This window comes from bacterium (genome assembly GCA_030646995.1).
Classification (GTDB): Bacteria; Patescibacteriota; Minisyncoccia; order UBA6257; family WO2-44-18; genus JAUSKF01.
Genome location: JAUSKF010000002.1, coordinates 91,205 through 111,668, shown reverse-complemented (window position 1 = coordinate 111,668; position 20,464 = coordinate 91,205). Strand labels below are relative to the sequence as shown.

At 47.4% G+C, this 20,464-nt stretch carries 17 protein-coding genes; 10 read left to right on the top strand and 7 right to left on the bottom strand.

Annotated elements, in window-relative coordinates; all coding sequences use genetic code 11:
- Nucleotides 1-79 precede the first annotated feature (79 nt).
- Entirely contained in the window at nucleotides 80-1,393 is a 1,314-nt protein-coding gene (serS, locus tag Q7S83_01135; protein MDO8466725.1) for a serine--tRNA ligase, read from the top strand.
- 189 nt (nucleotides 1,394-1,582) lie between these two features.
- Here the strand turns inward: serS and Q7S83_01130 are convergent, their stop codons facing one another.
- Nucleotides 1,583-2,107: a CPBP family glutamic-type intramembrane protease gene (locus tag Q7S83_01130; protein MDO8466724.1), complete on the bottom strand. Its 525-nt coding sequence runs from the start codon at nucleotides 2,105-2,107 to the stop codon at nucleotides 1,583-1,585.
- An 87-nt stretch (nucleotides 2,108-2,194) separates the two neighbouring features.
- Here Q7S83_01130 and alr point away from each other — a divergent pair, with 87 nt between their 5' ends.
- Together alr and Q7S83_01120 are read left to right on the top strand one after the other, a co-directional pair.
- A complete protein-coding gene (alr, locus tag Q7S83_01125; protein MDO8466723.1) occupies nucleotides 2,195-3,310 on the top strand; it encodes an alanine racemase in 1,116 nt (371 codons plus the stop codon).
- A gap of 11 nt (nucleotides 3,311-3,321) precedes the next feature.
- Nucleotides 3,322-4,059: a hypothetical protein gene (locus tag Q7S83_01120; GenBank protein ID MDO8466722.1), complete on the top strand. Its 738-nt coding sequence runs from the start codon at nucleotides 3,322-3,324 to the stop codon at nucleotides 4,057-4,059.
- 102 nt (nucleotides 4,060-4,161) lie between these two features.
- Here the strand turns inward: Q7S83_01120 and Q7S83_01115 are convergent, their stop codons facing one another.
- Nucleotides 4,162-5,985 (bottom strand): glycosyltransferase family 39 protein, encoded by a 1,824-nt coding sequence (locus Q7S83_01115; GenBank protein MDO8466721.1) that lies wholly within the window; start codon nucleotides 5,983-5,985, stop codon nucleotides 4,162-4,164.
- A 41-nt stretch (nucleotides 5,986-6,026) separates the two neighbouring features.
- Between Q7S83_01115 and Q7S83_01110 the strand changes: the two genes are divergently transcribed.
- Complete coding sequence (locus tag Q7S83_01110) at nucleotides 6,027-6,410, top strand: hypothetical protein (GenBank protein ID MDO8466720.1); 384 nt, start codon at nucleotides 6,027-6,029, stop codon at nucleotides 6,408-6,410.
- 28 nt (nucleotides 6,411-6,438) lie between these two features.
- Here the strand turns inward: Q7S83_01110 and Q7S83_01105 are convergent, their stop codons facing one another.
- The 4 genes from Q7S83_01105 to Q7S83_01090 all read right to left on the bottom strand — a co-directional run bounded on the left by Q7S83_01105 (nucleotide 6,439) and on the right by Q7S83_01090 (nucleotide 13,158).
- Nucleotides 6,439-8,424: an acyl-CoA dehydrogenase family protein gene (locus tag Q7S83_01105; GenBank protein ID MDO8466719.1), complete on the bottom strand. Its 1,986-nt coding sequence runs from the start codon at nucleotides 8,422-8,424 to the stop codon at nucleotides 6,439-6,441.
- Between the two features lie 73 nt (nucleotides 8,425-8,497).
- Entirely contained in the window at nucleotides 8,498-10,513 is a 2,016-nt protein-coding gene (locus tag Q7S83_01100) for a 3-hydroxyacyl-CoA dehydrogenase NAD-binding domain-containing protein (protein MDO8466718.1), read from the bottom strand.
- Nucleotides 10,514-10,667: 154 nt separating this feature from the next.
- Entirely contained in the window at nucleotides 10,668-11,948 is a 1,281-nt protein-coding gene (locus tag Q7S83_01095) for a thiolase family protein (GenBank protein MDO8466717.1), read from the bottom strand.
- A 97-nt stretch (nucleotides 11,949-12,045) separates the two neighbouring features.
- Nucleotides 12,046-13,158 (bottom strand): AAA family ATPase, encoded by a 1,113-nt coding sequence (locus Q7S83_01090; protein MDO8466716.1) that lies wholly within the window; start codon nucleotides 13,156-13,158, stop codon nucleotides 12,046-12,048.
- A gap of 73 nt (nucleotides 13,159-13,231) precedes the next feature.
- Between Q7S83_01090 and Q7S83_01085 the strand changes: the two genes are divergently transcribed.
- The 5 genes from Q7S83_01085 (at nucleotide 13,232) to Q7S83_01065 (ending at nucleotide 18,834) form a co-directional block, all read left to right on the top strand.
- Nucleotides 13,232-14,251 (top strand): redox-regulated ATPase YchF, encoded by a 1,020-nt coding sequence (locus Q7S83_01085; protein ID MDO8466715.1) that lies wholly within the window; start codon nucleotides 13,232-13,234, stop codon nucleotides 14,249-14,251.
- Nucleotides 14,252-14,492: 241 nt separating this feature from the next.
- A complete protein-coding gene (locus tag Q7S83_01080) occupies nucleotides 14,493-15,143 on the top strand; it encodes a class I SAM-dependent methyltransferase (GenBank protein ID MDO8466714.1) in 651 nt (216 codons plus the stop codon).
- Nucleotides 15,144-15,509: 366 nt separating this feature from the next.
- A complete protein-coding gene (locus Q7S83_01075; protein ID MDO8466713.1) occupies nucleotides 15,510-15,698 on the top strand; it encodes a hypothetical protein in 189 nt (62 codons plus the stop codon).
- A 97-nt stretch (nucleotides 15,699-15,795) separates the two neighbouring features.
- Nucleotides 15,796-16,206 carry a hypothetical protein gene (locus Q7S83_01070; GenBank protein MDO8466712.1) on the top strand — a complete coding sequence of 137 codons (411 nt, stop codon included), beginning with the start codon at nucleotides 15,796-15,798 and terminating at the stop codon, nucleotides 16,204-16,206.
- Nucleotides 16,207-16,476: 270 nt separating this feature from the next.
- Nucleotides 16,477-18,834 (top strand): type IV secretion system DNA-binding domain-containing protein, encoded by a 2,358-nt coding sequence (locus tag Q7S83_01065; GenBank protein ID MDO8466711.1) that lies wholly within the window; start codon nucleotides 16,477-16,479, stop codon nucleotides 18,832-18,834.
- An 85-nt stretch (nucleotides 18,835-18,919) separates the two neighbouring features.
- Here the strand turns inward: Q7S83_01065 and Q7S83_01060 are convergent, their stop codons facing one another.
- Nucleotides 18,920-19,519, bottom strand: coding sequence for a hypothetical protein (locus tag Q7S83_01060; protein ID MDO8466710.1), 600 nt, complete (start codon nucleotides 19,517-19,519; stop codon nucleotides 18,920-18,922).
- Nucleotides 19,520-19,636: 117 nt separating this feature from the next.
- On the opposite strand from Q7S83_01060, the gene Q7S83_01055 reads away from it, so the two are divergent.
- Complete coding sequence (locus Q7S83_01055; GenBank protein ID MDO8466709.1) at nucleotides 19,637-20,455, top strand: hypothetical protein; 819 nt, start codon at nucleotides 19,637-19,639, stop codon at nucleotides 20,453-20,455.
- The last annotated feature ends 9 nt before the right edge of the window (nucleotides 20,456-20,464 follow it).

The window sequence follows — 20,464 nt, the reverse complement described above, 5'->3', positions numbered from 1 at the left end:
TAACGCGTTGGACATATGGATTTTTGTTCCGAATTTTTTCTACTTTCTACTTTCTACTTTCTACTTTATACTTATTTGTATGTTGGATATCGAACTCATTCGCAAAAATCCAGATTTAGTTAAAGATGGCGTTGCCAAAAAGAATGTGCCGGCTGCTGCCGTGGATTTATTATTAGAAAAAGATACCAAATGGCGTGAGGCGGTAAAGAAAATTGAGGATTTACGCGCGAAACTGAATCAGTTCAGTAAAGAGCGGAATATCGAAGAGGCGAAAAAAGTGAAAGAAGAAATGAAAGCGGCTGAAGTGGGACTGCCGGAATTGGAGAAAGAAAGGCATTTGGCTTGGGTAAAAATCCCAAACCTACCAGCTGACGATGTGCCGGTGGGGCCTGATGAATCGGGGAATAAACCAATCCGCCAGTGGCCCGCCCAGGCGGGTGAAGGCGCTCCGACTAAATTTAATTTCGAACCGAAAGATCATCTGACTCTCGGCGAAGCGCTAGGAATCATTGATACTGAAACCGCCGGAAAAGTTTCCGGCAGCCGTTTTGCTTACCTGAAAGGGGATGCGGCTTTATTGCAGATGGCAATCATCAAATTCGTATTTGATACGCTGGGAAATGAAAAAGTTTTAAAAAAGATTGCTAACCAAGTTGAAAAAGGATATTCGGCGAAGCCTTTTGTGCCGGTCCTTCCTCCTGTAATGATTAAGCCGGAAGTATTTAAGAGAATGGCTCGATTAGATCCCGGCCAAGAAGAAGAGCGTTATCATTTGCAGACAGACGACATCTATCTTGTTGGAAGCGCCGAGCATACACTCGGTCCGATTCATATGGATTCTACGATTCAGGAGGATAAGTTTCCTTTACGATATATCGGCTATTCCACTAGCTTCCGCCGTGAGGCCGGTTCCCACGGAAAAGACGTAAAGGGAATCTTGCGGATGCATCAGTTCGATAAGTTGGAAATGGAGTCTTTCACGACTCCCGAAAATTCCCGTAAGGAGCAAGATTTTATCGTGGGTATTCAGGAGTATCTGATGCAGCAGCTGGAGATTCCATATCAGGTGGTTTCGGTTTGCACCGGCGATATGGGCGGTCCAGATTATCGGCAGATTGATATTGAGGCTTGGCTTCCCGGTCAGAATAAATATCGCGAGACCCATACTTCTGATTTGATGACCGATTACCAGTCTCGTCGATTATCGACGAAGGTCCGCCGGAAAGATGGGAAGACCGAGTTCGTGCATATGAACGACGCTACTGCTTTCGCCATCGGGCGTATCATTATCGCGATTCTGGAAAATTATCAGACTAAAGAGGGGACGGTGATGGTACCGAAAGTTTTGAGAAAATTGGTTGGCAAGAAAGAAATCAGGAGTAATCGCGAATAAGTCCCGGCTGTCATTGCGAGGGTAATCCCGCGGCAATCTAGCAGAAAAGCTATTTATAAATCGCACTATAGTAAGATTGCCACGGATTCTGGTGAATCCTCGCAATGACGGACAGGTGGAGTAATCGCGAATAAAAAAGCCCCCGATTTCTCGGAGGCTTTGTCGTTCGTCGTAAGTTGTTGTTAGTCATTAGTAGATCAGGTGATAGCCCAAAACGATGAAGAGAATTGAGAAGGCGTTGCTTAGGGAGTGGAAGAGCCAGGAATAGAAAGGGTTTCTGGTTTTGAATATCAGCCAGCCCCAGACTAGCCCGTAGCAGAAAACCGTAAGCGGGTAATCATGGAAGCTTGCCCAATAAGCCGTCATCGCGACCAGGGTGGAGATGGATAGAACGTAGGCCGTTATCACCCAGCTTCTCCTGTTGGCTGGGTCTCGCCTATGAATCTGACCGAACAAGCAAAGCAGGAGCATTAGCGATGGCCAGCGATAGAGGGCTTCTTCTTTAAAGGGAATAAAGATGATGAAGTCCACGATATTCATCCAAGACTGCAGCTCGCTACGATAGTAGCGCGCCAATATTTCCCGAGTGTCGGGTGATATGGGCATTAGCCACTGATGCAGAATGACGGTCAGCGTGGCCGGAAGCATAAACGCCGCCGCTTTCATTACCGGAGGCCACTCTTTGAATGGCCGCCAAACTTTAAAGCGTGCCATCCAGCCTCCTCATCTATCAACAAAACTAGAATTATTTTACAACGAACCTATGCAAAACGCAATTTTTGTGATAAATTAAGCTCATTGATGAATACTTACAAGACTTGGATAGAAATAAGCCGAAAGGCGGTTCAGCGCAATCTGAAAATCTTCCGCAATTTGGTTGGTTCCAAGACCAAGCTTTTTGCGGTTGTGAAATCCAACGCCTACGGCCATGGTCTCGTAACCTTTTCTAAAATAGCCGATTCTTTGGGGGTTGATGGTTTTTGTGTGGATAGCGTAGTAGAAGGAGTTCGCTTACGTGAAGAAGGGATCACTAAGCCAATCTTGGTACTTGGCCCGACCTTCACGAATCTTCTAAAAGCGGCTGCGGAAAATGAAATTACTATAACTATCTCCAGCTTAGAGGCATTGAAAGAATTAAAGACTTCAAAATATCATCCCGAGTTTCATTTGAAGATTGATACCGGAATGCATCGCCAAGGTTTCTATACAAAAGATTTACCGGGCGCTTTGAAACTAATGAATGATGCAATGAAAGCCGATTGCACCGGTGTTTATACGCACTTCGCTTCCGCCAAAGACATTAATTACCCGACCTTTACTGATCAGCAATTCGCGGAATTTCAGAAAGCTGTTGAGGTTCTGGAAAAAGCCGGCCTGAAGAATCTTTTACGTCACGCGGCGGCAACCGGCGGCACTTTAGTGAATAAAAAATACCATTTGGATGCGGTCCGCATTGGTATCGGGCTTTATGGTTTATGGCCTTCTACCGAGCTTGGCATTCAGATGGAAAAAATTAAACTGGAACCGGTTCTATCGTGGCGCGCGTTGATCAGCGAGGTGAAAGAAGTGGAGGCCGGTGATTTTGTGGGCTACGACCTAACCGAGCGGGTTTCCAAAAAATCTAAAATTGCCGTAATTCCGATTGGTTATTGGCATGGATATCCGCGCTCACTCTCCGGTGTTGGTGAAGTATTAGTGGGAGGCAAGCGAGCTAGAATTTTGGGCCGCGTTTCTATGGATATGATAGTGGTGGATGTGACAGGAATTTCTGTAAAAAGAGGGGATTCCGTTACGTTGATAGGCAGGCAGAAAACTGAAGAAATGAGCGCTTACGAAGTTGCCCGTCGCGCCGGTGGAGCGAGTTATTATGAAGTTTTAACTCGGATTAATCCTTTAATTGAACGCATTATTAAGTAAATAATGACCGGATGGCTCTACCTCTTTCTAAAATTCAAAAGCGAAAATACTACCGCAGACTTAGATTAAAACTTTATTGCTACGCAGGCCTGCTGACTTTTCTAGGATTAGGCATTTTGTACACTCTTTTAAATTTTGATTTTTTTCGGATTAAGAAATTTGATGTTTCCGGCTCTGCGGACTTCGAGGAGATTCGCGGGGAGCTTTTGAATGGCGACTTAGCCAGATTTTTAGGTTTCGGAAACTTCCTTTCTTGGCCGTCCACGGTTTCAGGATTTAAGGTAGAGAAGGACTTCTTGACCGGCACTTTGCGAATAGTGGCCAGAGCGGCTGATAGGTTTGCAATCTGGTGCAGTAATGATTGCTATTGGATTAGCCGAGGCGGGCAGTTAATAGAGAAAGCCCCCGACACCGAGGGTTCGGCCATTCCTAAGATTGTGGATGCGGCCGGCAAAATTGTCAGAATTGGAGATTCTGTGATGGCGGTTGATGCCTTTGAGAACGTGCAAAGGATTATGGCCGGATTGAATGGGTTGGTGTTGGGAGTCAGCGAATATCGTTTTGACGCGCGTCTACAGGAACTGACTGCTTTTGGCGTGCGCGGGGAAAAGTTAATTTTTAGCGTCCGATTTTTACCTTCTCTAAAAATATTTTCTTATCTTCAGGATTTGATGTTGTCCGGCAAACTGCGGACTTCTGAATACGTAGACTTTACTGTAGAAAACCGGATTTACCTTAAAAGCAGGTAAGGAGTAATCGCTAATAATACGAATTGGGGGAGGTAATATTGCGAATAAGAAGTGCGGATTACCATTCGCATTATTTAGTTAATTAATTTGCATTATTCGTGATTACTCCACCAGTTTATAAATAAATATCGAAGTTCCGGCGCGGGCGTAAATCCGCCAGCTGGCGGACGCGGTTAGCCAGATATATTGATCTTCGGCATTGGCAGATTTTTTTGCGTTGGCGAGCGTAGTTGCGGAGATTGCAAGCCAGCGGATTCCATCATTAATCGGGTCGCCTTTTGCGGACTCCCACTCTTCGGCTAGCGCTATGATTTTTATATCCCCGCCGCCGGAATAGTCCACGGCAATTTTATCAAATTCGGGTAGGTTAGCCACAGTCCAAGTTTTAAGGCGGATTAAATCTTGGCCGAGGTCATAATCTGAATCGGTGAGGTGTCGATGGCCGTTTTTTGTGCCGCCGGCCAGCAAATTAGAGAATGATAGAAAATGAGGATAGGTAATCAGAGGAGTTATGAAATAGGCGACTACCAGAATTATCAAAGCTGCGGATTTTAAAGAAAGTTGGAGAAATTCTTCGTATACTAGAAATATTTTGATTACCAAATTGCGGGCATTGGCGAGCTCTGTGCCGGCAGACCACTTTCTGATTCCGTTGCTGATTAAGATGAACAAGAAGGGGAGTGTGGGTAGTATTTTTTCTAACCCTGTCGCGCCCAGTGCTAGGCTACCGGCCCAGTAGGTTCCAGTGAAAATTAACATCGCGAATTCAGTGAAGTCGGTATTTAAATAATCAGAAAAGTTCTTTGTGCGGCGGCGGAGCATGCTCCAAAGGGCTTTGCCAATGTTCATCAGAGAAAATACTAAGGAGATGAGTATCAGCAATAGCAAAGCGATTGGGGTTTTGAGGCCCGCGCTTATCAAGAGCGACCCTTCTGCAGAGTTGGATTCTACCGGCCAATTCAATGTAATTCCCAAAAGATAATGCGCGGCAGCCCGCAAGACGGGCGTGCCGGAAATTTGTGTTACGAAGTCGCCCAGCCATTGCGGTTGGAATTGATCGAGGATGAAAGTGGTGTCGGATTGCTGTTTCTCAAGCGGGTAGCTCAAAGTGAAAAGCAAATAAATGCTAAAAACCAACAAGAAACCAATTGTGAAAATAACCATCAGTGACCGAAAATAACGAAAGGCCCGCAAGCCAAAGCGTCGCAAGCGCTCGCGCGGGTCAGTCATCCGGTAATCTCGTGTTACGCTTGCCAGATAGAAAATTGTCAAAATTATCAGAAAATAGGGAATAAGAATTAAAGCCGCGAAGGTGGTTAGTTGAGCTAATCCGAAAGCGACGGCCGCCCAGAGCATTTTTCGCTTGGAGGGTTGATTGAGGAACCACAGAAAACTTATTACCGCTCCAAAGATTGCTAGAGTGGAGGCGGCTGAAGTGGTGGCATAGTGCCCGTAGGCCAGCGCGGTTGGGAAAAAGGCAAAAAGAAAAGCGGGCAAAAGCGCCCACCATTTTCCGATTAATTCTTTAGATGTCCAATAAATTGCGAGGATTAATAATAAAGTAAAAATAATCGGCACGATTCTTCTGGCGTTAATCATCTGACTCGGGCTATTTCCTGATTCGTACAGAAATTGCCGGCCGACGGCTTGCGAGCTATTAATATCTCGTTGCCAGTTCAAGCTGGCGATTGGGAAGGTTAATTTTTGAAATAAAAGTGGCACCGCAGATAAAGCCTTGCCGAGTGGCGGTTGCTCCACACCAAGTCGATAGTCCAGAAGTCTTATATAGCCATAGCCGGCGGCTAAATTGGCGGGTTCTTGGCTAATAGGAGAGTCTCCAAGGGAGCTTTTGACCATTAAGACTCCGGCTAAGAAAACTATGAAGGAGAGTAGGATGATCCGGACCAGAGTAGATAAGTACCTCATTTACCTTTAGTATATAACAACTACGCCTTAACGGCGCTTCTATGTCTTTCGTGAAGTTTCCTAAAAACGACAAGAATTTCCGGTGGACCCAGCATATAAAAGATAAGATGCTTTTTTACGGCATTTCCGAGCAAAAAATTAAAACTATTTTGAAAAACCCCGCCCGCAAGGAAGAGGGGGTCGCCGAAGGAACTTTGGCGGTGATGATGCGGAATGATACACCAAAGCGGAAGCAGGAGATTTGGCTGATGTATGCAATTGGCTCGGGGGAGTTGAATAGTGAAAAGTTGAAAGTAAAAAGTTCAACAAGAGTGATGATTTCTACTTGGCGTTACCCCGGCAAAAGTCAGCCCGGAAAGCGATTGCCTATTTCGGATGAATTGATGGCCGAGATTAAAGAGGCTTGGTTTGCTAAAGATAAATAAAAACCGCCCATTTCTGGGCGGTGAGCTTTTAGGCTTTACGATCAACACGGCGTGAGTGCGGCAGCGGCATGAGGTTCGGAGGCTGGGGATCTTTCAGATCCAGCATCTCAACCATCGGAATGGTGCCGTCCGTAAGGAAATCTTCGTAGCCATTCATTAGAGTGAGATTGGCAATTTTGCGACCGAGCGCATCACTGTTGTCCGACAAGGCGGCGAATTCTTTTTCGATCCTACGGCGGGCTCCCTGGCAATAGAAGTCAGCCAGATCAGCCTTTGCGTGGACCGGCCACTCCTTGATCACGTATCCGCAAACAGCGGCCATCGCGTAGATCTCGGTGGCGATATTGAAGAACCGGGTAAGGGTCAGCTGCTTATGCATCAGCTTGGCCTGGTACTTACCGGAAATGATAATGATCGCTTTTGCCAGCTTCCGCGCGCACTTATCTGCGTGAAGTAGGTGCTTCGCAAGCTGAGGCCAATCCTTCGAGAACTTTTTGATTTGTGAACGCATTTTAAAGTTCGGGATAGAAAGCTTAGCGAGTTCTTTCGCGAAGCCAACAGCGGCCTTCATTTTCTTTCCGTACCGGCCTTTTTCAAAGAAGATTTCACCCTGCGCCTTGTATTCCTCAACTCCTTCACGAACTACGAACAGTCCAAGGATCGAGGATTCGCCTTCGAAGATTCGATTCGGCCGAGCATCGCGGATCATTCTTTCAACTGGGATCGGCGCTTCGCCTCGCTTCTTCAGAGATTCCGGAGTTTCGTAGGCTCGTCCACCACGGATCTGCGCCAGATCATCAACGATCTGCCAGAGTTGTTCGGAATTGAAGACTTTGGCAGTCGCGGCCTCCATCCGGCAATCCAGATGCTTATCAGCGCGACCGGCGGCAAACCAGGTCATCGCTTCCATCGTAAAAGCTTTCGCGACGCCTTCGGCAAGCTTTCCGGTGCCAACAAGTTCATGCTGGCCGATCTGCTTTCCCCACTGATGGCGGGTAAGACCCCACCAACGCTCGACTTGCAGAGCGATCTTGGCAGTTGCAGAGCAACAACCGGAGACCGTGATTCGGCCGCTGTTGAGCGCCTGCAAAGCGATCCGGAAACCGGAACCTTCCTGATAGTATTCGGTTTTTCCGCTGGAATCGGTCTTCTTCCCGATCAGCTGTTCGAGCGGAATGTAGACTTTTTCGAAGTCCGTGATGCCGTTGTAGATGCCCCTCAAACCGAGGAACTCACATCTCTGAACAACCTTTACTCCCGGAGAACCAGTCGGAACAATAAAAGCTCCGAAAACGGGATTCTTTTTGTATTCCAAATCGGAAAGCTGATCCGGATAATCCACGATCTTGGCGATCACAATGATCACCTTGGAAAGATAGGAATTGTCGCTGGCCGGGCCGTTAGTGGTCCACCACTTGCGACCGCTAATCTGGTAACCGGCCACCTTACCGTTTTCGCGAACCCGCACAGCATGGGTTTCCATACTGGAAGGATCGGAACCGGCCTTTTCTTCAGTGAAGGCGAATCCGGAAGGGGACTTAGCAACCAATGGAAGCCAGGTATCCTGCTGTTCCGGAGAGCCGAAAGCCATGATCGGCCAACCGACACCGATGGTGTTGGAGGCAGAAAGCAAAGCAACGAGCGCTCCGCAACGCGTGGCAGTCAGCTGAAGCAGCGCCATATACTGGGACTGCAACAGATTCATACCGCCATACTTTTCCGGCAACTTCAGAGCGAAGTAGCCATTTTCACAAAGCCAATCCAAGACCCCTTTCGGAACTTCATTGGTTTTCTCGATCTCATTCGGATCGACTTCCGTTTTCAAAAATTCCTCGAGTTTTCGATAGTTCGCCTGGAACTTCAAATCGCACAAAGTGTCTTTCGGAAGATCTTCGAAATAACTGACATCCAACTTTCCCCGGAAAATATCCGGCATCAGACTGGCCAGCTTTTCTTTGTCGCGACTTGCTTCTGCAATCGCCACTCCCGCTCCCAAAGACTTGGCAACGTCCATGTCTTTCTCCTTATTAAGGAACCGAAGCTATTTTAAAACAAAAAACCCCCTTTGAAAAGGGGGCTTGAGGTTATTAGATGATCGGATTTTTCAGCAGTCCGCGCCGGTTCGGGAAGAGTCCGGCACCCAGTACCAGCGAGAGGTCAATCATATTCGGATCGGAGCAGATGCGTTCGCTAACGAGCGCCATCGCTTCTTCGTTCATTTCTTTGCGGATCAAATGACAGCAGTCCAATGCTCCGATTTCTTTGTCATGTGGGAACAACTCCCAGCCGAACTTCTTCAAAATTTCCTTGTTGGGCTTTACGGCTTTGTTGTTCTCCCAGACATAGAAACCTTTACCGGTTTTCTGACCGAGTATGTCCTTAAACTTGTGCAGCTCCAGATTGCCGACTTCTGTTTTCCCGTAAATCTCCGGATAGTAGTGGCCCATCATCTTCATCACGTGGTAGGCAATGTCGAAGCCGACGAGGTCGATGGTTTTGAACGGACCCATAACCATTCCGGCCCCTTCGAGCGCCATGTCTATTTCCCAAGGATCTTCTCCCGACAATAGACAATCAAGCGCCTTAGCCATTCCACGCACCAGTACTCGATTCACCAGCAAGCCGGCGCATTCCTTATCCAAAAGGATCGGGGTCTTACCCATCGCTTTGATGAGCGCCAGCGTTTTTGCCAGAGTTTCTTTGGAAGTTTCCGCCGTGCCAACGATCTCTACCAGGTCCATTTTGTGGGCCGGGTTGAAGAAGTGCATCGCGCAGAACTTGTCTTTGCGAGTCAGGGGAGCGGCAATATCGCTCGGCAGGAGCGAAGAAGTGTTGGTGGCGATGACCGCATTCTCCGGAAGTTTCTTTTCCAGCTCGGCTAGAACCCGCGGCTTGATGGTCAGATCTTCCACGATCGCCTCAATCACGAAATCCACGCCATCGATCGTCGGCTCATCGCCGTAGCTGACAATCAGCCGATCGCGCATGCCCTGCGCTTTCTCAAGCGAGAGCTTGCTCTTTTTGACTTCTTTAGCGAGCTGTCCTTCGATGAACAATACCGCTTCGTGAATCGCTTTTGAACTCATATCGTGCAGGTTCACCCTCACGCCTCCCGCCAGAACGGCGTAAGCGATTGCGCGTCCCATTACGCCGGCACCGAGCATAAGTACTTTTTCCGGAGGAGTTCCGCCTCCGCCAGAATGGGCGGATGGCGGATTGACACCAATCCAATCTTTGGATTTTGCCTCGCGCTGTTTCAGAAAAATATCCCGCAAGCTGGCGGACTCCATCGTCGCGGCGCATTCGAGGAAGAGTTGGCCTTCACGGGCCAAACCGTCTTCCAGATTGGCGTCGCTGAAATCGATTGCTTCGATGGCTTTCATCGGAGCAGGGTAGACACCTTTCGTGGCTTTCAGAGTCTGCTTTTTTGCCATTCTCATCACGAAATCACGAACGGCGCCGATTCTGTCTACCCACGAAAGTTTCTTACGTTCCGTTTCTTCAAACGCAATTTTTTTTGCCTCCACGATTAGCAGTTCCGGAATCACAACTTTGTCCACTAATCCGCATTTGAGAGCATCATCAGCCGAGAGCTTCCTCTGGCCAACAATCACTTCCATTGCTTTCCGGACTCCGACCAACTTTGGCAACAGCTGTGTTCCACCGAAACCGGGAATCACTCCCAGCATCACTTCAGGCAAGCCGAAGCGCGTCTTAGGGTGTCTTGCGGCAATGCGCTTGTGGCAGGCGAGTACTAGTTCGGTTCCGCCCCCCAGACATTCTCCGGAAGTCGCGGCCACGATTGGATAAGAGGAATTGCGAATCTTCAGCAGAAGCGCATGCATACTCTCGAGAGCTGCTACCAGATGTTCCTGTTTCCCGTTCGCCAAAGCGTTGATTTCTCCGACATCCGCGCCCGCGCAGAAACTGTGCGGCTTGGCAGTCGTGATAATCAGACACTTCGGGTTGTTCGTAGACAAAATGACGTTCAATTCCTTCAGAACTTCCGCCCGCAAAAGGTTTTGCTTTTCATCCGGTCCGAGATCAAGCTCGGCAACCATATTTCCTTCTTCGTCGGTCGAACATTTCCAGAACTTACTCATTATTTTCTCCCTTTCGTTTGTGAACGAACCGAACTTAAAATAACAGGAACTCAACGAAAAATCAAGAATGAAAATATAACACTTATATCCTGACCAGGACATAAGTGTTATATAAAAAATCCCCGTGTTCAACGCGTTGAACACGGGGATGGGGCTACTCATTGTTTTCAATCACTGCCGCGACACCCTGGCCGCCACCGACACAAAGTGTCACGAGGCCATATTGCTGATTGCGTCGCTGAAGTTCTTTCGCGCAGGTCAACACCAGTCTGGCACCACTTGCGGAGATCGGATGGCCGATAGCGATCGCGCCGCCATTTACGTTGGTGCGATCCCAATCAAGCGGACCCATTCCAATCTCTTTGAGCATCTTCGACTGAGCGAGCACCACAGAAGCGAAAGCTTCATTGGTCTCCACAACAGAGAAATCACTCATCTTGGTCCAACCCTGCGCCCTCAACTTAGAGATAGCGCCGACCGGCCCGAGACCCATCATCGAGGGTTCACAGCCGCAGGCCGCAGAATTTTTAGAACTCATCGCGGCTAGCACAGGAAGCTTTCTTGCTGCTGCCCATTCTTTGTTGGCGATTAGGAATGCCACGGCGCCGTCAGTGATCTGGGAGGAATTTCCTGCGGTCGTGACCCCGCCTTCATTCAGCGGTTTCAATTTCGCGAGTGCCGCCAAAGTCTGATTTGGCCGAACGCCGTCATCATAGAACCACGGCAGCTCTTTTTTTCCATTCAGGGTGAATGAACACATTTCTCCGCGCAAACGATCTGATGCATTATTTGCTCTTCGGTGAGACTCCAGAGCATAGAGATCCAGCTCTTCTCGGGAAATTTTGTATTTCTCGGCAATCTTGTCGGAAACCTTATCCATACTCAAATTACAGGACGGATCGGTCAAACCGAGTTTAATCATCCACTGCGGGTCATGCTTCATAATCTTTACTTTCACAAGCGCTGAAGCGGTGGATGAAAGCTTTTTCAAAAGCGATTTACTTCTCGATGCTGTCAGGAGATTAGCGAATTTCTGCCGCTGTTTACGGCTGTAGGCGGCGGTGTAATCCGACATTACTTCTACCGCTACCACCAATACGCAATTCGCCAGACCCAGCTCCACCTCTTTCACCGCTGTCAAAATGGCATGAAGGCCGCTAGCGCAATTGATATTTACCGTAAAAGCCGGAACTTTTATTGGAATCCCTGCTTTTAAGGCAATCAGGCGGGTCAGATTAGAACCGTCGGGGGGGAGAACTTGGTTGCCGACGTTGGCGCCAATTACCAAATCAATGTCCTCGAGCCGGAACCCATGAAGATTCAGATGCAAATGTTCGATTACGTCGCATCCCAGAGTAGTTGCCCGCAGACTCGTCAGCGAGCCCGCCTTCATAAAAGGAGTTCGTACTCCGTCCACGATTACTGCGCGGTTCATTCTAGCCTCCTCTTTTCTTGTAAAAGTAACCGGAGTTATTTTACCAGAAAAAAATAGCTTTGGCAACAAAAACCCCCTCAATGAGGGGGTTGTTTTTTTACTTCGGCCTTCGGGACAGTTCGTAGTTGCTCCACTTCGGATTGCCGGTTACTTCCTCGACTTTCCCGAGCCAGTCGGGAATTTCCACCTTATCGTTCTCTTCGGTGAGTTCAATTTCCAAGCGCACGAGTCCAAATAGTCGCTTCGGTTCCAAAATCCTATCAAGTTCAAAGTACTGATTTTTGTACAAGAAGCAGAAGCGATTTTTCCGGACAATGTCGTGGTCCGGACTCGCCAAGCTAAGCTTGCTGGCGTATTCCCTCGCGGAGATTTGCCATTCATTTTCCGGCCGAGAAGCGGCGGAAATGGCCGGCAGTTTCCTGGTTTCGTAGTAGACGGAACCGGCATCTTCCTGACTGCGTCTGCGTATCCGGCTTTCTTCTCCCGCTTTCCCCTTCAGATAAACTTGTTCGATGTGGATTTTTTTGAACGGAATAGGAATTTTCTGAAGCTGAAATCCTCCGTGAACCACGAAACTGCGTTCGGTTTCGATTGCAACCGGATCTCCCAGCAACCTCCGAATTTCGTTCAACAGACGATTCATCTTCTGATCAAAGTCTGTGGAATTGTCGATGACTCGCAAATGCGGATGGCCAAGCCAGGCATTGCGCGTCTTGTGATCGGCAGATACCGCTTCTTCCGGGGTTTTTTCCAATCGGGAGGGATTATTTGCCTGACTATAAAGTTCTGGCTTGCCATCAGCTACAGTAGACAAATGAAATACGCCATCATAACGCTTATCCCGCGCCTCTACTTCGTCCATTCCGTGATCTTTCAGCACTGCCTCAAACATTTCCGGAGTCATATAAGCCTTGGCATCCATCAATCCCCGATCCATTATAATCATCGGTTTTTTTGATGCTTTAATCTCTACTGCTTTGAGGAAAATATCATCCTCAAATTTCATTTGGGTGCTGAAGATAAGTTTTTGGAATTCGAAATATTGTTCCGGAGACAGTTCTCCAGGATTCAATCCGCACCCAATGATTAGTGTTGCCACCTCCGGAACGAAGATAGGGGAGCGGCCATAATTCAACAGCTTTTCCCGTACATATTCTTTCCCTGTGGTTTTTCCACCGCAAGGTCCGCCAGTCAGAACGATTCGTTTCATCCCGCCTCCTGTTCTTTGTAGTTTTCAACGAACGTGCTTTATTTTGCCACTGAAATCGGCTATAATCAAGCGAATGAAATTATCTATCGGAATCGTGGGGATGCCGAACGTGGGGAAGTCCACGCTCTTTAAAATACTCACGAAAAATGACGTAAATATTGCCAACTATCCCTTTTGCACAATTGATCCGAATGTAGGCGTGGTTACCGTTCCTGATGAGCGTTTGAGCAAGCTTACAGAAATGAGTAAGTCAGCGAAAACCATTCCTGCCATAGTGGAGTTCTACGACATTGCCGGTTTGGTGAAGGGCGCGAGTGCTGGAGAGGGTTTGGGAAATAAATTTTTGACCCACATCCGCGAAACCAACGCGGTCTTGATGGTGCTTCGTGTTTTTCAGAGTAGTGAAATTATTCACGTGGAAAATTCGGTTGACCCAATTCGGGATATGGAGATTATCAACGCCGAGCTGGGGTTGAAAGATTTGGATTCAATAGAAAAAGTTTATAAAAAAGCGGAAGGCGACACGAAAACCGGCGGGCCCGCGCAAAAGCAGGCAATCAAAGATTTTGAAGCAATTAAAAAAGTTAAAGAAGCATTGGAGTCCGGGAAAAATTTGGCTACTCCGGAATTTGCCGAGGCTTTGGAGAATGAAAAAGTTTCCGCTCTAAATTTGCTCACCGCGAAAAAGCAGGTTTATTTATTGAACGGCAAACCGGAGGATGTGTCTGAAGATTTGAAGGGAAAGATTGCCGAAAGGGGAGCGGGATATGTGGTGTCTGATCTTTCTTCTGCCGCTGAAATTCCAGAGCTGGTGAAAAAAGCTTATGAAATCCTCGGCCTAATGAGCTTCTTCACTACCGGACCAGATGAATCTCGCGCCTGGACGATCCGACAGGGAAGCAAAGCTCCGCAAGCCGCCGGCGCTATTCACACCGATTTTGAAAAGAAATTCATCCGAGCTGAAGTCATCAACTGGCAAAAACTATTAGAAGCCGGTTCTTGGAGCTCTGCCAAGCAAAAAGGCTGGCTCCGCTTAGAAGGAAAAGAATATGTGTTTCAGGATGGGGACGTTACCGAATTCCGTCACGGATAGGGGCTCCGGGAATAGCCCCTCGGAAACGGCATAATTTGCTTCCAGCGAGCAAATTTGCCTCTCCCTCGGCGATTTTTCGTTTGTATTAACAAACGAACCAAGCAAAATCGCCTCCGGCATGTTCCTCGAAACTATTCCCTGCGCTTTGGAGGATCGAGTTCTTGTAAGTAATTAGACCGAGCCATTGTCATTTTTCCTTATCGTGGCTATAATCTTGCTAGAAACTTTGAAAGGAAGTTGCATGTTGGTTGCCGTTTCGAAAGTGGACGTTACCAAGGTTATGATATGGAATGATTTCTACAAGCAGAAAAAGGGGGTTGCGGTTTGGGGCGGCGAAAGAGCGGATTTTTTTCTAGAACTGATAAAAAAATATAAATTATCAGGCGGATTATTGTTGGATATCGGTTGTGGCGTGGGTGATAAATCAATTTTTTTCGCTAAAAATGGATTTGAAACAGTTGGCATAGATATTTCCGAAGTTGCAATTACTGAAGCAAGAGAAAAAGCTAAGTCGGCGGGAGCAAAAAGTGAGTTTTTCGTTGGAGACTTTTCAGCCCTCGCAAAAATTAAAGAAATTGCGGCCCGTAGATATGACGTTGTTTTAGACCTTTTAAGTTCGCAATTTTTAATTGGCGACGAGAAAAGTTCTTTTATCGAGCAGTTGGCGGAGGTTCAAGCTAGTGGCGGGTACTACTTTTTTGAAACGTTCGGCAAAGAAAGCGAAGATGATCCAATGCCGGGGGTGGAGGAGTGGATCAAAAAAATTGCCGTATCGCCACAGCAAGTGGAGGTGTTGTATGGAAGCTACTTTGAGATACTGGAAAGAATTGTTCACAAGAGTGGCAATCAGCAAGGAGCTTCGGTGCATTTTTATGTAATGCGGCGCAAATAAAAACTGCGGCAGGCACTAGCGATTAGGGCGTCGTTTATAGAACAAAGCGAATCGGCATTTCTTTGTAAGGAACCACAAGGGGAGGCTAGCCCAAAATAATGAGCGCAGGACAGATTTTTGGTTAAAAAATTGAATGGCCGGAAAATCCCGAAGGGAGGAACGGGAGCTGTTCAATTTATCCCAAAAATCAACCGGAGCGAATCTATTTTTTCTAGCCGGACCGGGTTCCTGAAAGAAATGCCGATGAGCCCTTGACAAGGGGGAAATTTTCCGCTATACTTGCAAACAGTAATTAGGAAAGGCTAAACCAATCCATTGTGGATTGGTCGCCCGACAAAACAGAGTTTTATCTAGGGAGAGACTCGTGTGAGACGCAAACTGAAGGTGATGTTGACGGTGCTCGGCGCGGCGAGCGGAGCGCTGATGGCCGCGGCAAAGCCGCTGGCCTACAGCTACCCGATGCCGTGGGTGGGGATCGTGATCGGAGCGGTAATCGGCGGAGTCGCCGGTTGCTGGGTCGGTTGGTGCTTTTTTTCCAAAAAGGAGGCCGAATGAAACACGCCAGCGTAGGCGCCGTAAAATCCCCATAGTATCAAAGATGCTATGGGGATTTTCTTTTGCTTAAAATTTTTAGAAAACTTATAATTTGCGTATGGCAGAAAAATTTGCAGAACCAACAGAGCATTCAATAATCGAGCAGGATATCAAAGAACTCACCAGCGAGATAAAAGAACGCGGGCTTTCCGAGCAGGGGAGACAGGCTTTGCAATCAGTCCTGAAAGAAAAAATGTCTTCTTCATCGGGAGCGGCCGGCCAGCCAACAGCGCCTCAGCCTGCGACTCCAGCGCCATCTGCCAATAGCCCCCTTCCCGAGTATATGCAATCGGAGCCGGCAGACGTGAAGCTAAAAGTGGAGAAATTACTCGACCTTGCTTGGCATAAAGGCATTCAACATGCCGCTAAAGAAGCGGCTATTTCGGGTCCGTTGGTCTTAGATGCCTTTCATGATGCGCTAATTGATAAGTTGTACCCAGAGCTCAAGAAGCGTGGTTTGCTAAACTGAAGGTGATGCCTGAATACCCTTTTTCCCAATTGATAAGAGAAATTTTTACTCAATCTCCAAGGCGCGAGAGCGCAGATGTAGACTCTACTTCCAGCCCGAGCAACGAAGGAGTTGATAAAAATTTCCTTACCCTTCGGGAGGCGCGACACTTGGCTGATTTAGGTGTTACGCATACTCGCGATATGTTTATATCGCTCGCAAGCGCGCCTATAAATCACCACAAGGTCGCTGCCTTCAATTGGGAAAGGAGGGCATTCAGGCATCACTGAGATGGACCGATACATTGCGTTAGCAGTTTCTTTTGGCATTCCATTGCTAATTGTGGCAATGGTTTTGGCGGTTTTGAGTTTTCTAAAAAATCGACGTAGGCAATTTCTAAAGACTTTGCGCTTGCGGCTTTTATCCGTACGCTTGGCGCAAAAAATGGACGAGCGGGAGAAGAAAGATATGCTGCAGGAGATTAATTCTTCCAGCCAGCTTTTCGGCCTCCTGTCCGGCTTGAAGATACCGTTTTCCTTGGAGGTGGCGGTACATAACGTAGGCGAGGATATTCATTTCTATGTCGCTGTGCCGGAGGAATCAATGGAGTTCGCCGCGAAACAGGTTCAAGGGCTTTGGCCCGACGCGCAGGTGACTAAATGCGACGATTACACAATCTTTAATTCGCAGGGAGCAGTAAAAGCGGCTTTTCTAAAATTAAAACAACATTACGCCACTCCGGTGCGGACTTTTGCCGAGGCGAACATTGATACCTTTTTGCCGATGTTGAGTAATTTTTCCAAAGTAGAGTTGGCGGGTGAAGGCATAGCGCTCCAAGTTTTAGTGCGTCCGGCACCCGAATCCGCAAGGAAAAGTATTTCCAGTTATATCGGTCGTTTGAAGAAGGGAGAGAAGTTGGGTGATCTTTTCCACACTAAATTGCTTAGTAGAATTCTTCCTAAAGCTCCGCCCAAACCCGAAGATAAACCGGAACCTGTGGTGATAGACGAAGAAGCGGTGAAGCTTCTGAATCAGAAGGTTTCTAAGCCGTTATTTGAAGTGAATGTGCGGCTGGTCTCTTCGGCCCCGTCTGCCTATCGCGCGGAGGAATTGCTCTACGCCCTAACCGGCTCGTTTAGTCAATTTGCCGCTCCTTTGAGAAACGAATTTAAAGTATCCGAACTGCGTAACCCGAAAGATTTGGTTTTTAAATTTGTTTTTCGTGAATTCGATGAAAGCCAAAGTATGATTTTGAATGCCGACGAGATTGCGAGCATCTGGCACCTCCCGACTTCTCTGACGGAAATTCCAAGATTGAAATGGGTAAAGTCGAAAGAGTCCGCGCCACCGCCGTCTGTTTTGCCGGATAGAGGAATGTTGATAGGAGAAAGTGTATTCCGTGGAGAATCAAGGCCAGTGTTTATTACCGATGAAGACCGTCGCCGCCACGTTTACGTTATCGGTCAGACCGGTACCGGTAAATCCACGGCGATGTTTAATATGGCCACAGGGGATATTCAGGCGGGAAAGGGGATAGCAGTGGTGGATCCGCACGGAGATTTAATTGAGCATATGCTCGGTTTAATTCCGGAAGAACGCCTTAAAGATGTGGTGATTTTTGATCCGGGGGATCTCCAGCATCCTTTGGGTTTGAATATGCTTGAATACGATGCGAATCGGCCCGAAGAAAAGACTTTTATCGTCAATGAGATGCAGAGTATTTTTAATAAACTCTTCAATCCGGAAACAATGGGTCCGATGTTTGAGCAGTATATGCGGAACGCCTTGCTACTGCTTATGGATGACCCGAATGAGCACGCCACTATTATGGAAGTGCCGCGGGTTTTTACCGACGTGGATTATCGGAAGCGTCTTTTACAAAAAGCGACTAACCCGACGGTGATTGATTTTTGGGAAAAGGAAGCCATCAAGGCGGGAGGAGAGGCTTCGCTGGCGAATATGACGCCCTACATCACCTCTAAGTTTAATAATTTCACTTCGAATGATTATATACGTCCGATTATCGGTCAGCCAAATTCTTCGTTGAATTTCCGGAAGATTATGGATGAAGGGAAGATTTTGTTGGTGAATTTATCCAAAGGTAAGATAGGGGATATTAACGCCGGATTATTGGGTATGGTCGTGGTTGGAAAGCTTCTGCTTGCCGCGCTTTCTAGAGTAGACACAGCGCAGGAAGAGAGGAAAGATTTTACTTTGTATATTGATGAGTTCCAAAACTTTACCACTGATTCTATCGCCACGATTTTGTCGGAAGCCCGGAAATATCGTTTGAATTTGGTAATCGCGCATCAGTTTATCGGCCAGTTGACCGAAAAAATCCGCGACGCGGTTTTTGGTAACGTCGGTTCGCAGATTGTCTTCCGTGTTGGCGCCGAAGATGCGGAATTTCTGGTGAAGCAATTCGAGCCGGTCTTTACGAAAAATGACTTGTTGAATATCGATAACTTCAACGCCTTCGCGAAGCTTTTAATTAAAGGGCAGACCGCCAGGCCTTTCAATATCCATATTTTCCCTCCGGCAAAAGGCAATTTGAATATGATTGATAAAGCAAAGAATCTATCCCGGGAAGTTTACGGCCGCAATCGGCAGATGGTGGAGTTGGATATTTTGAAGAGGCTTAGGGGGTAGAAAGTAGTAAGTAGCGAGTAGTAAGTAGTAAGGACAAAAATTCAAGACAAAAAACCCGCGCACCGTGCGCGGGTTGGGTTGTGGGTTATTCGATTCCGTCAAAAGAATGTTCGTCGGTGAGTTGCTCCTTGAATCGATAATTGGGTGGTAATTGGCTTGCCGGTTTGAATTCCTCCTCGTCCGTAGGCGTTTCCGGCTGGCGTTCGCCGAGCTTCGTGAAGCCCGCCCAGTCGGTCTGCCGCGATCCGTCGTCATTCTGGGGAATACCTTGTTCGGCCTCCGTCACCATTACTGGTTTTTCGGGAAGGAATGGGTAGCAGGCGGCAGAAGCAGAAAGCCTCTGGCGCTCTCTTTCAATAGAGAAAGGTGGATAGATTTGCGAACGAATTAACTGGACTTCGGCCGCAAATTCTTTACCACAGAGATCTTCGGCAAACATAGGCATTTTCTGCTCTATGTCACCGGCGCGCTCCGGGGAAGTGCGTCCGGCGAAATTACGGCGGGCGATGATCCAATTTAGGACGAAATTTTTCGGCTGGATTTCGGATTCTCCTGCGGCAACCAACTGATCGCCGAAAATGTTGGAGAATTTCACGATGTCTTCCGTGCAGTCGCGGAGATGCTTTCCGATATCTGCCAACCTCCAGAGAAGTTCCGACGTGAAAACCGTAGGTCCGTTATTCATGGCCTGACTCCTTAAGGGGAAGAGGGATGTCGATGTGCAACTTCAGGTAATATAGCAAAAAACTAGATAAATGTCAATAAGCGGCTGAACCAGCAGTTCTGTTATAATTTGATTACTATGAAATTCGGCCGGCCGGAATCTAAAACCGAGAAATTAGACAGGGGAGAGTTTTTTCAGGAGAAATTAGAGCAATTGGCTCCGGAGTTAAAAATGCAGGCGGAGAAGTTGAATAAGTTCGGTTTTGATGTGGACGAAAACTGCCGAGTCAAAATGGAGGCGTTTTTGGGCCCTGTGCCGATAAAAGAGATAAAAGACGACCTGACGCTAACCAAAAAATTGAAGGCAAAATTTGAAAAAGAATCAGCCGCGAGTCCGGAGAAGAAAGCTGAAAAGGCGGTAGGGGAGGCGTTGGAAGTTACAAAGACTTCCGGGGTAAACAGTCATTGGTTTGGCGGAAGATTCATTGCCGTCCGCTCTTCTGAATATGATGATATGTGCGGTAATAAGGTAGATAATTTAATTTTTGATACGATTACCCGCGAACCATTGGCCGCTATTGATGCCACCACTAATCAGGCCGCTAAACTAAAGGATCAAAAAGAAATAATTCAGAAAGTATTAAACGGTGCGGAAGTAAAATATGGCTATGCGTTGGAGGAAACAAAAGAGGCTCCCGGATATAAAGCGGTAAAAAAAGCTAATCAAAAGCTTCCGTATTTTATAATTTCTTTTGACGGCGACGAGTTAGAGGGTATGATGCGCGACTTGGCCGGAGGAGTGGAATCTGATGAGCTCGTCGAGTCTTCGATGAGATTGATTGGAAAGTTAAAAGAACAGGCGGAAAGCTTTTCAAAACATCCTGCGGTTAATCCCGATATAAAAGCCGCTTACGGAAGATTCTTGAAGATATTTGAAAAATCAGGGAGGCCTGCCTAGCTATTAAAA

What these genes read in the sequence shown, in the direction of transcription:
- serS (MDO8466725.1), top strand. Translation starts at nt 80, where the DNA reads ATGTTGGATATCGAACTCATTCGCAAAAATCCAGATTTAGTTAAAGAT.
- Q7S83_01130 (MDO8466724.1), bottom strand. Translation starts at nt 2,107, where the DNA reads ATGGCACGCTTTAAAGTTTGGCGGCCATTCAAAGAGTGGCCTCCGGTA.
- alr (MDO8466723.1), top strand. Translation starts at nt 2,195, where the DNA reads ATGAATACTTACAAGACTTGGATAGAAATAAGCCGAAAGGCGGTTCAG.
- Q7S83_01120 (MDO8466722.1), top strand. Translation starts at nt 3,322, where the DNA reads ATGGCTCTACCTCTTTCTAAAATTCAAAAGCGAAAATACTACCGCAGA.
- Q7S83_01115 (MDO8466721.1), bottom strand. Translation starts at nt 5,985, where the DNA reads ATGAGGTACTTATCTACTCTGGTCCGGATCATCCTACTCTCCTTCATA.
- Q7S83_01110 (MDO8466720.1), top strand. Translation starts at nt 6,027, where the DNA reads ATGTCTTTCGTGAAGTTTCCTAAAAACGACAAGAATTTCCGGTGGACC.
- Q7S83_01105 (MDO8466719.1), bottom strand. Translation starts at nt 8,424, where the DNA reads ATGGACGTTGCCAAGTCTTTGGGAGCGGGAGTGGCGATTGCAGAAGCA.
- Q7S83_01100 (MDO8466718.1), bottom strand. Translation starts at nt 10,513, where the DNA reads ATGAGTAAGTTCTGGAAATGTTCGACCGACGAAGAAGGAAATATGGTT.
- Q7S83_01095 (MDO8466717.1), bottom strand. Translation starts at nt 11,948, where the DNA reads ATGAACCGCGCAGTAATCGTGGACGGAGTACGAACTCCTTTTATGAAG.
- Q7S83_01090 (MDO8466716.1), bottom strand. Translation starts at nt 13,158, where the DNA reads ATGAAACGAATCGTTCTGACTGGCGGACCTTGCGGTGGAAAAACCACA.
- Q7S83_01085 (MDO8466715.1), top strand. Translation starts at nt 13,232, where the DNA reads ATGAAATTATCTATCGGAATCGTGGGGATGCCGAACGTGGGGAAGTCC.
- Q7S83_01080 (MDO8466714.1), top strand. Translation starts at nt 14,493, where the DNA reads ATGTTGGTTGCCGTTTCGAAAGTGGACGTTACCAAGGTTATGATATGG.
- Q7S83_01070 (MDO8466712.1), top strand. Translation starts at nt 15,796, where the DNA reads ATGGCAGAAAAATTTGCAGAACCAACAGAGCATTCAATAATCGAGCAG.
- Q7S83_01065 (MDO8466711.1), top strand. Translation starts at nt 16,477, where the DNA reads ATGGACCGATACATTGCGTTAGCAGTTTCTTTTGGCATTCCATTGCTA.
- Q7S83_01060 (MDO8466710.1), bottom strand. Translation starts at nt 19,519, where the DNA reads ATGAATAACGGACCTACGGTTTTCACGTCGGAACTTCTCTGGAGGTTG.
- Q7S83_01055 (MDO8466709.1), top strand. Translation starts at nt 19,637, where the DNA reads ATGAAATTCGGCCGGCCGGAATCTAAAACCGAGAAATTAGACAGGGGA.